Source organism: Phycicoccus flavus (assembly GCF_004025965.2).
Lineage (GTDB): Bacteria > Actinomycetota > Actinomycetes > Actinomycetales > Dermatophilaceae > Phycicoccus > Phycicoccus flavus.
Window position 1 is genome coordinate 21,254 of record NZ_SAYU02000008.1, and the last position, 12,318, is coordinate 33,571.

Annotated in this window: 7 protein-coding genes and 1 tRNA gene; 6 read left to right on the forward strand and 2 right to left on the reverse strand. The window is 73.2% G+C overall.

From position 1 onward, the window contains the following. Window positions 1-32: 32 nt before the first annotated feature. The 6 genes from gltB (at window position 33) to EPD83_RS04045 (ending at window position 9,145) form a co-directional block, all read left to right on the forward strand. The gene (gene gltB, locus EPD83_RS04020) at window positions 33-4,574 is read left to right on the forward strand and encodes a glutamate synthase large subunit (protein WP_165566237.1); all 4,542 of its coding nucleotides are present in this window, start codon (window positions 33-35) and stop codon (window positions 4,572-4,574) included. Continuing rightward, window positions 4,567-6,027 carry a glutamate synthase subunit beta gene (locus EPD83_RS04025; protein ID WP_128367945.1) on the forward strand — a complete coding sequence of 487 codons (1,461 nt, stop codon included), beginning with the start codon at window positions 4,567-4,569 and terminating at the stop codon, window positions 6,025-6,027. The genes gltB and EPD83_RS04025 overlap by 8 nt, the downstream gene beginning before the upstream one ends. Before the next feature lie 240 nt (window positions 6,028-6,267). Continuing rightward, window positions 6,268-7,731 (forward strand): pyruvate kinase, encoded by a 1,464-nt coding sequence (gene pyk / locus EPD83_RS04030; RefSeq protein WP_165566238.1) that lies wholly within the window; start codon window positions 6,268-6,270, stop codon window positions 7,729-7,731. Between the two features lie 38 nt (window positions 7,732-7,769). After that, a tRNA-Leu gene (locus EPD83_RS04035) sits at window positions 7,770-7,852 on the forward strand. A 1-nt stretch (window position 7,853) separates the two neighbouring features. After that, a complete protein-coding gene (locus EPD83_RS04040; RefSeq protein WP_165566239.1) occupies window positions 7,854-8,447 on the forward strand; it encodes an ANTAR domain-containing response regulator in 594 nt (197 codons plus the stop codon). A gap of 134 nt (window positions 8,448-8,581) precedes the next feature. Beyond that, window positions 8,582-9,145 carry a GNAT family N-acetyltransferase gene (locus tag EPD83_RS04045; RefSeq protein WP_164896899.1) on the forward strand — a complete coding sequence of 188 codons (564 nt, stop codon included), beginning with the start codon at window positions 8,582-8,584 and terminating at the stop codon, window positions 9,143-9,145. A 12-nt stretch (window positions 9,146-9,157) separates the two neighbouring features. Here EPD83_RS04045 and EPD83_RS04050 read toward each other — a convergent pair whose 3' ends face one another. Next, window positions 9,158-10,459 (reverse strand): DUF1501 domain-containing protein, encoded by a 1,302-nt coding sequence (locus tag EPD83_RS04050; protein ID WP_128366900.1) that lies wholly within the window; start codon window positions 10,457-10,459, stop codon window positions 9,158-9,160. A gap of 7 nt (window positions 10,460-10,466) precedes the next feature. Next, window positions 10,467-12,161 carry a DUF1800 domain-containing protein gene (locus EPD83_RS04055; RefSeq protein WP_235950337.1) on the reverse strand — a complete coding sequence of 565 codons (1,695 nt, stop codon included), beginning with the start codon at window positions 12,159-12,161 and terminating at the stop codon, window positions 10,467-10,469. Window positions 12,162-12,318 lie beyond the last annotated feature (157 nt).

Sequence of the window (12,318 nt, forward strand, 5' to 3'; positions counted from 1 at the left end):
GCGCCGACGACTCCCGAGGACGGTGATCCGACGTGTCCGTCGCCAGCTTCTCCGCCCAGCCCGCCGACGTCGGCCTCTACCGTCGTGCGCACGAGCACGACGCGTGCGGTGTGGCCATGGTCGCGACGATGCGCGGGTCCGCCGGCCACGACATCGTCGTCCACGCGCTCGACGCCCTGCGCAACCTCGACCACCGCGGTGCCACCGGCGCCGACCCGCTCGTCGGTGACGGCGCCGGCATCCTCACCCAGGTCCCCGACGCCTTCTTCCGGGCCGTGCTCGACGTCGACCTCCCGCCTGCCGGGCAGTACGCCGCCGGCATGGCCTACCTGCCCGTCGACGAGGCCGAGCGGGACGCTGCCCAGGCCAAGGTCGAGGCCATCGCCGAGTCCGAGGGCCTCACCGTCCTCGCCTGGCGCGACGTGCCCGTCGTCCCCGACCTCGTCGGCGAGGCCGCCCGCTCGACGATGCCCTGCTTCCGGCAGGTGTTCGTCGGCTGCGACTCCGGCCTCGCCGGCATCGAGCTGGACCGGGTCGCGTTCGCCCTGCGCAAGCGCGCCGAGCGCGAGGCCGACGTCTACTTCCCGTCGCTGTCGGCGCGCACGGTCGTCTACAAGGGCATGCTCACCACCGGCCAGCTGGAGCCGTTCTTCCCCGACCTGTCCGACGAGCGCTTCGCCACCGAGCTCGCGCTCGTGCACTCCCGCTTCTCGACCAACACCTTCCCGAGCTGGCCGCTGGCCCACCCCTACCGGCTCATCGCCCACAACGGCGAGATCAACACGATGAAGGGCAACCGGAACTGGATGCACGCCCGCGAGAGCCAGCTGGCCTCCGACGTGCTCACCGGCGACCTCTCCCGCCTGTCCCCGATCTGCACGCCCGAGGCCTCCGACTCCGCGTCGTTCGACGAGGTCCTCGAGCTCATCCACCTCGGCGGTCGCTCGCTGCCCCACGCGGTGCTCATGATGATCCCGGAGGCCTGGGAGAACCACGCCTCGATGGACCCGGCCCGCCGGGCGTTCTACGAGTTCCACTCGACGTTCATGGAGCCCTGGGACGGGCCCGCCGCGGTGTGCTTCACCGACGGCACCCTCGTCGGCGCGGTCCTGGACCGCAACGGCCTGCGCCCGGGGCGGTACTGGGTGACCGACGACGGGCTCGTCGTCCTCGCCTCCGAGTCCGGCGTCCTCGACCTCGAGCCCGAGAACGTCGTCCGGCGCGGTCGTTTGCAGCCGGGCCGGATGTTCCTCGTCGACACCGCCGCCGGGCGGATCGTCAGCGACGAGGAGGTCAAGTCCGGACTCGCCGGCGAGCACCCCTACGAGGAGTGGCTGCACGCGGGCCTCATCTCGCTCAAGGACCTGCCCGAGCGCGAGCACATCATCCACACCGCCGCCTCGGTGGCCCGGCGCCAGCGCACCTTCGGCTACACCGAGGAGGAGCTCAAGGTCATCCTCGCGCCGATGGCCCGCACCGGCGCCGAGGCGCTGGGGTCGATGGGCACCGACACGCCCATCGCCGTGCTCTCGGACCGGCCCCGGCTCGTCTTCGACTACTTCACCCAGCTCTTCGCCCAGGTGACGAACCCGCCGCTGGACGCCATCCGCGAGGAGCTCGTCACCTCGCTGGGATCGGCCATGGGCCCGGAGGGGAACCTCCTGGACGCCAACCCGGCGCACGCCCGCCAGGTCGTCCTGCCCTTCCCGGTCATCGACAACGACGAGCTCGCGAAGATCGTCCACATCAACGCCGACGGCGACCTGCCCGGGTTCGAGACCGTCGTCGTGCGCGGCACCTACGACGTCGACGGCGGCGAGGAGGCCCTGCGGGCCCGGCTGCTCGAGATCTTCGACGAGGTCTCGCGGGCCATCGAGGGCGGGGCGCGCTTCGTCGTCCTCTCCGACCGCGACTCCGACCGGGACACCGCGCCCATCCCGTCGCTGCTGCTCACCTCCGCCGTGCACCACCACCTCATCCGGCAGAAGACCCGCACCCAGGTCGGCCTGCTCGTCGAGGCCGGCGACGTCCGCGAGGTCCACCACGTCGCCCTGCTGGTCGGCTACGGCGCCGCCGCCATCAACCCCTACCTCGCGATGGAGAGCGTCGAGGACATGGTCCGGCGCGGCGACATCACCGACGTCAGCGAGGAGCAGGCGGTCCGCAACCTCATCAAGGCGCTCGGCAAGGGCGTCCTCAAGGTGATGTCGAAGATGGGCATCTCCACCGTCGCGTCCTACCGCGGCGCCCAGGTCTTCGAGGCGATCGGGCTCTCCCAGGAGCTCGTCGACGAGTTCTTCACCGGCACCGTGAGCCAGCTCGGCGGCGTCGGCCTCTCGGTGCTCGCCGAGGAGACCGCGGCCCGCCACGGCCAGGCCTACCCGCCGGACGGCATCCGCCTGGCCCACCGCAAGCTCGTCACCGGGGGCGAGTACCAGTGGCGCCGCGAGGGCGAGCCGCACCTGTTCGACCCCGACACCGTCTTCCGGCTGCAGCACGCCACGCGCCAGCGCCGCTACGACGTCTTCAAGCAGTACACGAGCCGCATCGACGAGCAGTCCGGCCGGCTCATGACGCTGCGCGGGCTCTTCGGCCTCGGCGGCCTCGAGCCGCGCGAGCCGGTGCCGATCGAGGAGGTCGAGCCCGTCTCGGCCATCGTGCAGCGCTTCTCGACCGGCGCGATGAGCTACGGCTCGATCAGCAAGGAGGCGCACGAGACCCTCGCCGTCGCGATGAACCGCCTCGGCGGGCGCTCCAACACCGGTGAGGGCGGGGAGGACCCCGACCGCCTCGTCGACCCCGAGCGCCGCTCGGCCGTCAAGCAGGTCGCCTCCGGGCGGTTCGGTGTCACCTCGCTCTACCTCACCCACAGCGACGACATCCAGATCAAGATGGCCCAGGGCGCCAAGCCCGGCGAGGGCGGCCAGCTGCCCGGCCCGAAGGTGTACCCGTGGGTGGCCAAGACCCGGCACTCCACGCCCGGGGTCGGGCTCATCAGCCCGCCGCCGCACCACGACATCTACTCGATCGAGGACCTGGCCCAGCTCATCCACGACCTCAAGAACGCCAATCCCGACGCGCGGGTGCACGTCAAGCTCGTGTCCGAGGTCGGGGTCGGCACGGTCGCCGCCGGGGTGAGCAAGGCGCACGCCGACGTCGTCCTCATCTCCGGGCACGACGGCGGCACCGGCGCCTCGCCGCTCACCTCGCTCAAGCACGCCGGCGGCCCGTGGGAGCTCGGCCTGGCCGAGACCCAGCAGACCCTCGTCCTCAACGGGCTGCGCGACCGGATCGTCGTCCAGGTCGACGGGCAGATCAAGACCGGCCGGGACGTCGTCATCGCCGCCCTGCTCGGCGCCGAGGAGTACGGCTTCGCCACCGCGCCGCTCGTGGTGTCCGGCTGCATCCTCATGCGGGTCTGCCACCTCGACACCTGCCCGGTGGGCATCGCGACCCAGAACCCCGAGCTGCGCAAGCGGTTCTCCGGGGCGCCGGAGTTCGTCGAGACCTTCTTCGAGTACATCGCCGAGGAGGTCCGCGAGCACCTGGCGGCCCTCGGCTTCCGCAGCCTCGAGGAGGCGATCGGGCAGGTCCAGCACCTCGACACCCGCAAGGCCATCGAGCACTGGAAGGCCTCCGGGCTCGACCTGGCCCCGGTGCTCACCCGCGTCGAGACGCCCGACGGCTCCGGGATCCGGCACCGCGTCGGCCAGGACCACGGCCTGGAGAAGGCGCTGGACCACCAGCTGATCTCCGCCGCGCGGGACGCCATCGACCACGGCGAGCCCGTCGCCGCGAGCTTCCGGATCCGCAACGTCAACCGCACCGTCGGGACGATGCTCGGCCACGAGGTCACCAAGCGCCACCCCGACGGCCTGGCCGACGGGACGATCGACATCGCGCTCACCGGGTCCGCGGGTCAGAGCCTCGGCGCGTTCCTGCCCGCGGGCATCACGCTGCGGCTCGAGGGCGACGCCAACGACTACGTCGGCAAGGGCCTGTCCGGCGGACGGGTCGTCGTCCGCCCGGCGCCGGGCTCCGCGCTCGTCGCCGAGGACAACGTCATCGCCGGCAACGTCATCGGCTACGGCGCCACGGCGGGCGAGCTGTTCCTCCGCGGCCGGGTCGGCGAGCGGTTCTGCGTGCGCAACTCCGGCGCCACCGCCGTCGTCGAGGGGGTCGGCGACCACGGCCTGGAGTACATGACGGGCGGCGTCGCGCTCGTCCTCGGCCCGACCGGGCGCAACGTCGCGGCCGGCATGTCCGGCGGTGTGGCGTACGTCCTCGACCTCGACCCCGCGCGGGTCAACCCCGAGCTCGTCGACCTGCGGCCGCTGCGGCCGGACGACGAGCTCGCCGTCCACGACCTGCTCGAGCGCCACCAGCGGTGGACCGACTCGGCGGTCGCGGCGCGGCTGCTCGCCGACTGGGGCAGTGCCCGGTCGGCCTTCACCCTGGTCCTCCCACGCCAGTACCAGCGCGTCCTCGACGTGCGGGCCGCGGCGGAGACGGAGGGCCTCGACCCCGACGGCCCCCAGGTGTGGGAGCGGATCATGGAGGCCTCCCGTGGCTGACCCCCAGGGCTTTCTCAAGACGCGTGAGCGCGAGCTGCCGCGGCGGCGCCCGGTCCCGGTGCGGATCCGGGACTGGAAGGAGGTCTACGAGGACCAGCCGGTCCCCGAGCTCCAGCGCCAGGCCGGCCGCTGCATGGACTGCGGCATCCCCTTCTGCCACAGCGGCTGCCCGCTCGGGAACCTCATCCCCGAGTGGAACGACCTCGCCCGGCGGGGGGAGTGGCGCGAGGCCATCGAGCGCCTCCACGCGACGAACAACTTCCCCGAGTTCACCGGCCGGCTCTGCCCGGCGCCGTGCGAGTCCGCGTGCGTCCTCGGCATCAACCAGCCGCCGGTGACGATCAAGCAGGTCGAGGTCTCGATCATCGACCGCGCCTTCGAGAACGGCCTCGTCCTGCCCGTCTCCCCCGAGCGGTTGTCCGGCAAGACCGTCGCGGTCGTCGGGTCGGGCCCGTCCGGGCTCGCCGCCGCCCAGCAGCTGACCCGCGCCGGCCACACCGTCGCCGTCTACGAGCGGGCCGACCAGCCCGGCGGGCTGCTGCGCTACGGCATCCCCGAGTTCAAGATGGAGAAGTCCGTCCTGGACCGGCGCATCGCGCAGATGAAGTCCGAGGGCACCCGCTTCCGCACGAACGTCCACGTCGGGCACGACCTCACCGGGGCCGACCTGAGGAAGCGGTTCGACGCGGTCGTCGTCGCCGTCGGGGCCACGGTCCCGCGGGACCTACCGGTGCCGGGGCGCGAGCTCGACGGCGTCATGCAGGCCATGGACTTCCTGCCGCCGGCCAACCGGGTCGCGCTGGGCCAGACCGTCGAGGGCCAGGTCACGGCGGCCGGCAAGGACGTCGTCGTCATCGGCGGCGGCGACACCGGCGCCGACTGCATCGGCACCGCGCACCGCCAGGGCGCCCGGTCGGTGACGAGCCTCGAGATCATGCCGCAGCCGCCGCGCGACCGCGCCGACGCCCACCCGTGGCCGACCTTCCCCATGCTCTTCCGCGTCGCCTCGGCGCACGAGGAGGGCGGCGACCGGGTCTACGCGACGTCGACGAGCGAGGTCGTCGGCGACGAGGACGGCCGGGTGCGGGCGCTGCGTCTGCACGAGGTCAAGCGCGGCGAGAACGGCTTCGAGAAGGTCGAGGGCTCGGACCGGGAGGTCCCGGCGCAGCTCGTGCTCCTCGCCATGGGCTTCCTCGGCCCGCAGCCCGAGGGGCTGCTGGAGCAGCTGGGCGTCGAGAAGGACGAGCGCAGCAACGTCGCGCGGGACGGTCAGTTCATGTCCAGCGTCCCGGGCGTCTTCGTCGCCGGCGACGCCGGGCGCGGCCAGTCCCTCATCGTCTGGGCCATCGCCGAGGGCCGCTCGGTCGCCCATGAGGTAGACGCCTGGCTCATGCACAAGTCCTCCCGCCTGCCCCGCCCCGTCAACCCCCACGACCGCCCCCTCATGGCCTGACCCGAGACACCCCCACCACAACCCCACCACCCCGACGGGACGCGGACATTTCGGGGTCACCCCGAAATGTCACCGAGACCCCGGTTACGAAGCGGTGCACCGCGGACATTTCGGGGTCACCCCGAAATGTCACCGACCGTCGGGTGGGGCGGATGGGGTGGGTGAGGGGTGACCGGGGGGAGGTCTCCGGGCTGTGACCCAGGTCATGGTGGAACCGCTTGCACCGCTAGGCTCGCCACCATGCGCCGCGCCAAGATCGTCTGCACCCTCGGGCCCGCCACGTCGTCCGCGGAGAACCTCCGCGAGCTCGTCAAGGCCGGGATGGACGTCGCCCGCCTCAACCTCAGCCACGGCACCCACGCCGACCACGAGCAGGTCTACCGCGACGTCCGCGCGGCGGGCGACGCCGTCGGCCGGGCGGTCGGGGTGCTCGTCGACCTCCAGGGCCCGAAGATCCGCACCGCGCGGTTCGCCGACGGCCCCGTCGAGCTCGTCCGCGGCGCGAACTTCACCATCACCACCCGCGACGTGCCCGGCGACGTCGACGCCGTCGGGACGACCTACGACGGCCTCCCGGGCGACGTCCACGCCGGCGACCGCATCCTCATCGACGACGGCAAGATCGCCCTCATCGCCACCGACGTCACCGACACCGACGTCGTCTGCCAGGTGCTCGAGGGCGGCCCGCTGTCGAACAACAAGGGCATCAACCTCCCCGGCGTCGCCGTGTCCGTGCCGGCCCTGTCCGAGAAGGACGAGGACGACCTGCGCTGGGCGCTGCGGACCAAGGCCGACATGATCGCGCTGTCCTTCGTCCGCAGCCCCGACGACATTGTCCGGGTGCACGAGATCATGGACGAGGAGGGCCTGCGCCTGCCCGTCGTCGCGAAGATCGAGAAGCCGCAGGCGGTCGAGAACCTCGACGAGATCATCCGCGCCTTCGACGGCGTCATGGTGGCCCGCGGCGACCTCGGCGTCGAGATGCCGCTCGAGCAGGTGCCGCTGGTCCAGAAGCGCGCCTGCGAGATCGCCCGCCGCCGGGCCAAGCCGGTCATCGTCGCCACCCAGGTGCTGGAGTCGATGATCGAGAACAGCCGGCCGACCCGCGCCGAGGCCTCCGACGCCGCGAACGCCGTCCTGGACGGCGCCGACGCGCTCATGCTTTCCGGCGAGACGAGCGTCGGGAAGAACCCGTTCGCGACGGTGCGGACGATGGCCCGGATCATCGAGAACACCGAGACCCACGGCCTGCACCGGATCCGCCCGCTCGGCACCCGCCCGAACTCCAAGGGCGGCGCGGTGACCGCCGCCGCCGCCGAGATCGGCGAGCTGCTCGGGGTGAAGTACCTCATCACCTTCACCGAGAGCGGCGAGAGCGCCCGCCGGCTGGCCCGGGTCCGCCCGCGGATCCCCATGCTCGCCTTCACCCCGAACCAGGCGGTGCGCAGCCAGCTGGCCCTCACCTGGGGGGTCGAGACCTTCCTCGTCGACAAGGTCCGCCACACCGACGAGATGGCCATGCAGGTCGACGAGATGCTCCTCGCCCTCGGCCGGGTCAAGGAGGGCGACCACGTCATCATCGTCGCCGGCTCCCCGCCCGGGATCCCGGGCTCGACGAACGCCCTGCGCGTCCACAAGATCGGCGACGCGAAGAACCGCGTCGCGCCCGCCTACGTCGACGCCGCCCGCGAGGGACGAGTCTGATCGGGGGGCGCCGGCCTGGATATGCTGGCGCTCCCACCGCCGGGGTGGTGGAACGGCAGACACGGAGCACTCAAAATGCTCTGCCCGCGAGGGCGTGCGGGTTCGAGTCCCGCTCCCGGCACATGACCCAGAGTGCAGCCACCCCCAAGCGCGTCCTCGTCGCCGAGGACGAGGCGATCATCCGCCTGGACCTCGCGGAGATGCTCCGTGAGGCCGGCTACGACGTCGTCGGCCAGGCCGGCGACGGCGAGCAGGCCGTCGAGATGGCCCGGTCCCTCGCGCCGGACATCGTCATCATGGACGTGAAGATGCCCGTCATGGACGGCATCACCGCGGCCGAGACCATCGGCGGGGAGCGCATCTGCCCCGTCGTCATGCTCACCGCCTTCAGCCAGACCGAGCTCGTCGAGCGGGCCCGGGACGCCGGGGTCATGGCCTACGTCGTCAAGCCGTTCACCGCGAGCGACGTCACGCCGGCGCTGGACATCGCCCTCTCGCGCTGGGCGGAGCTGAAGACCCTCGAGCACGAGGTCGCGGACCTCGGCGAGCGGCTCGAGACCCGCAAGGCAGTCGACCGGGCCAAGGGGATCCTCATGCAGCGGCTCAAGATCAGCGAGGCCGACGCCTTCCGGTGGATCCAGAAGACGGCGATGGACCGCCGGATGGGGATGCGCGAGGTCGCCGAGGCCGTCGTCGCGGGCATGGACAAGGCCTGAGCCGCACCACCGTCGGCACCGCGACCGTCGACACCTGAGGGATTCCTCACCCGGAGACTTCCGTCGCGGGTCGCGGAGGGACATAGTGTGCGGTGGTGCCGTTCAGGACGAGCGTGCTGACCCGAGGAGGCTGCGTGGGACGACGACCCGTCGAGGTCTCACCGGTCCGTGACGACCTCACGCCGCTCACCGCGCTGTGGCTGGAGGCGAAGGTCGATGCCGGCACCAGCCGCGAGGTCTGTGCCCGGGCGCTGTCCGACGGCCGGTTCGCCGCGGCGTTGCGCCGCCCCGGGGTCCAGGCCTACGTCGCGACCCTCGACGGCACCCCGGTCGGCTACACCATCACGACCGACAACCCGTTCGGGCTGAGCCCGACCCCCGAGATCGCCGTCGAGCAGCTCTTCGTCGTCCCCGACGCGCGCCGGCACGGGGTGGCCAAGTCGCTGCTCGCCGCCGTCCTCTCCGCCGCCGAGCGCGCGGGGTGCGAGCAGGTGGTCTCCAACGTCCCCACGACGAGCCGTGAGGCGAACCGCTTCTTCGCCCGGCTCGGCTTCGGATCGGTCGTGACCCGCCGGGTCGTCGCGACGGGGGTGCTGCGGCGCCGGCTGGCCCCGGAGACCGCCGAGACCGGACTGGAGCTCACACGGCGGCGGCGCAGCCTGCGCCAGCGGGCGTTCTCGCCCTCCCGGTCGGCCTGAGGCCGGTCGGGCTCAGGCCCGCACCACCCCGAGCCGTGCGGACGGCAGTCCCGGCAGCACGGTGGCGGCGGACAGGCCGCAGCGCCGTTCGAGGATCTCGCCGAGGACCGAGCGGTAGTCCGTCGTCGCCTTGAGGTCGCCGGCCTGGAGCTGGTCGGGCCCGAGCCCCGGCCACGTCCCGTGGACCGTCCCGCCGTTGACGTTGCCGCCGAGGACGAAGGAGACGTTGCCGTAGCCGTGGTCGAGGCCGCCGGAGCCGTTCTCGGCGACGCGGCGGCCGAACTCGGACAGGGTGACGAGCGTGACCCGGTTCGCGGTCGTCCCGAGGTCGGTCATGAACGCGGCCAGGGCCTTGGCCACGCCGCTCAGCTGGTCGCGCATCCAGCCGTTGTCGCTGCGCCCGAGGTCGGCGTGCATGTCCCAGTTGCCCGAGTCGACGGTGACGGCCCGCAGCCCGACCCCGGCCTTGACGAGGCGGGCGACGTCGCGCAGGGCGTCACCGAGTGCGCCGGAGGGGTAGGACGCGCCGTTCGCCGGGGCGTAGCCGCTCGCCTTGAGCGCCGCGGTCGTGGCCAGGGCGCCGAGCGCGGACGTGGCCGGCACGGCGTACTGGTCCGGCGCGCCGGCGTGCAGCGCCCGCAGCGCCGTCGTCCAGCGTGTCGTCTCCGCGGCGTCCCACGGGCCCGAGAGCTGGAAGGAGTCGACCGAGCGCAGCGCGAGCTCGGGCGTCGGGCCGATGAAGGAGCGCGGCGCGCTCGTGGCGCCGATCGAGGTCCCCGCGAAGGTCCCGGGGGTGGTGCTCGCCCCGACCATCCGGTCCAGCCAGCCGGTGCGGATCGAGGAGCCGGGGGCGGCCCGCTCCATCTCCTCCATGTCCTGGAAGTGCGAGCGGGTGGGGTTCGGCTGCCCGACGGCGTTGACGACGGCCAGCTTCCCCGCCTGGTAGAGCGCGTGCAGCGGCGCCAGGGCCGGGTGGAGGCCGAAACGGCTGTCCAGCGGCAGCGTGGCCGCCTTCGGGACGGCGATGTTCGGGCGGGCGGTGTAGTAGGCCTGCTCGGTGACCGGGACGACGGCCGACAGCCCGTCGAACCCGCCGCGGAAGGACAGCACGACGAGGGTGTCGCCGGTGTAGCCGGGGTCGCCGAAGGTGAGGGCCGTCGTCGCCTCCGCGCTCGGGGCGAGCGCGGCACCGGCGGCGAGGACCCCGAGGCCGGTGCTCGCGCCGAGCACGCCGCGGCGGGTGAGCCGCAGGCCGGCGTCGGCGTACTCGGGGCAGCCGCACTCCCGGGTGGGCGTCGTCGTGGGGTCGGTCATCGGGTCCTCATCGGGTCGCGAACTCGGGGCTGTCCAGGACGAGCGCAACGACGTACGGCAGGCGCCAGCCGAGGACGGCGTCGGTGGAGCGCACGGCGGCCTCGGGGGTCTTGTCGAGGAAGGCGCACACGGCGTCGCGCTTGGCCGTCGGCAGTGGCGCGAGCAGCAGCCGCGTCGCGAGGGCGTCGACGAGCGCACCGTAGGTCGAGGGCACGACCGCCGGCAGCAGCCCGCGCAGGGCCGGGTAGGCCACCCGGGGGGTCGAGGACGTCGCCTCCCAGCCCTGTCCCATGTGCCAGTTCCAGGCGGCGAGGGTCGTCCCGGCGCCGGCCCAGGCGCCCGCGACGTCGGGGAAGCCGTTCGGGGCCGGCCAGCCCATCGGCTGCTGCCCGGCGACCTTGGCGTTCCACACGAGGTCACCGAGCCAGGAGGTCGTCGCCGGGCCCGGACGGACCCCGAGGACGCGGGCCGTCGACACCATGTTCTCCAGCGGGCGCTTGACCTTCTGCCCCACGCTGCCCCCGAACTCGCTCGAGAGCAGGAGGGTGCGCACCACCGGGGCGATCCGGGTGTCGTTGGCCAGGTAGACCTGCGCCAGCCGGTCGACGAGGGCGCTCGGCGGGTCGTCGGAGACGAAGCGGACCGCGAGCTTGCGGGCGATCGTCGCCGCGGTCCGCGGGTGCCGGGCCAAGTGGACGAGGTAGGAGTCGGCGACCTTCTCGCCGAAGGCCGAGGCGTTGGGGTCCGACCAGTCCATGACCGACAGCGGCCCGGTGTGGTGGCGGATGTGCCGGTAGTAGTACTCGCCGCTCTCGCGGTCGGTCGACAGGCCGGTGAGCACGAGCGCGGAGCGGCGGACGTCGGACTCGGGGTAGGCGCCCGGCCCGACGGTGTGCAGCTCGAGCAGCTCGCGGCCGAAGTTCTCGTTGGGGGAGCGCTTGGTCGAGCTGCCGTTGTCCAGCTGGTTGAGCATCGCCGGGTGCTTGGCCGCCGCCACGAGCATGTCGGCGTAGCGGCCGAGGGCGTGGGCGCGGACCACGTCGACGTGGAAGCGGTGGACGGCGTCCCAGGCGTCGCCCCACGGCGCCGTGACGACGAGGTGGTTGGTCCAGAAGTCGACGAGCACCTCGAGCAGCTGCCGCTTGGACCACAGCGCCCGGGCGAGGTAGGCCTGGATGACGTCGGTGCCGAGGTCGCCGGTCGAGCTCGGGTAGTAGGTGTCGTGGACCTCCCACGTCGCGAGCCGCAGGCGCGGCCACGTCGACGCCACGAGGTCGGTCGTCGCGGCGTCCGGCACCGAGGCGGGGTTCAGCTGGGCGTCCACCCACGCGACCCGGCCGACGGCCGAGATCTCGGCGACGAGCTCGGGGGTCGCCCCCCAGCTGGCCCGCCGGGCCAGGTGCACGACGGCGTCCTCGCTGCCGAGGGCGGGCGCCTCCCTCGTCAGCCACCACGGCCGGATCGTCGACCGGCGCCGCGGGTAGGCGGTGTCGACGGTGCGGCTCGGGGGCGCGACCGTCGGCACCGGGTCGGCGGTGGGTGCCGTGAGGCGCGGCGGCAGCGGCTCGGGGACGCCGGCCCGGGCCGCCCGGGCCGCACGCGCCGCCCGACGGGCCTTCGCGGGGGAGGCGTCCGCCTCGGCCGGGGCGGACACGGCGGCCGAGAGGGTCGCGAGGAGCGACGCGCGCCGCGGGAGGTCCATGGGTGCCACGGCCACGATGCTCCCGGCGGCCGGCGGCGCGGACCTCGCCCGTTCGGCCCGCCCGTCCTCCACCGAAGGGGCGCGGACCGGCGTTCTTGACCTGCGCTTGACCCGCGCCCGACCGGGACCTGACGCTCAGGAGGCCGCGGCTTGACCC

Excerpts from the sequence above, each read along its gene's own strand:
- pyk (WP_165566238.1), top strand. The coding sequence starts at position 6,268 with ATGCGCCGCGCCAAGATCGTCTGCACCCTCGGGCCCGCCACGTCGTCC.
- EPD83_RS04040 (WP_165566239.1), top strand. The coding sequence starts at position 7,854 with ATGACCCAGAGTGCAGCCACCCCCAAGCGCGTCCTCGTCGCCGAGGAC.
- EPD83_RS04050 (WP_128366900.1), bottom strand. The coding sequence starts at position 10,459 with ATGACCGACCCCACGACGACGCCCACCCGGGAGTGCGGCTGCCCCGAG.
- EPD83_RS04055 (WP_235950337.1), bottom strand. The coding sequence starts at position 12,161 with ATGGACCTCCCGCGGCGCGCGTCGCTCCTCGCGACCCTCTCGGCCGCC.